This window comes from Psychrobacter proteolyticus (assembly GCF_038155145.1).
Classification (GTDB): domain Bacteria; phylum Pseudomonadota; class Gammaproteobacteria; order Pseudomonadales; family Moraxellaceae; genus Psychrobacter; species Psychrobacter proteolyticus_B.
Window position 1 is genome coordinate 1 of sequence record NZ_JBAKAY010000041.1, and the last position, 253, is coordinate 253.

Here is a 253-nt window from a genome sequence, read left to right on the forward strand (position 1 = left end):
TGATACGATCAGCTCGGCCTTTGGCACGTGGTAGGATACGTTTTAGCGTAATGCCTTCATCATCGTAGATAGTTGATACTTTAAGAGTATAGATATCTAGACCGTTGTTGTTTTCGGCATTGTCGATGGCTGAGTTAAGGCATTTCTTAAAAAACACAGCGCCTTTTTTATTGCTATACGTTAGGATATCCAAAGACCGCTCAATACATTTGCCACGAACTTCATAAGCAACGAGGCTAACTATTTGTGCAGA

The 253-nt window shown here is 40.7% G+C and carries 1 protein-coding gene; it reads right to left on the reverse strand.

Annotated elements, in window-relative coordinates; all coding sequences use genetic code 11:
* A partial coding sequence (gene rplV / locus V6252_RS12935) for a 50S ribosomal protein L22 (protein ID WP_341610722.1) occupies nt 1-253 on the reverse strand: 253 nt, incomplete at both ends.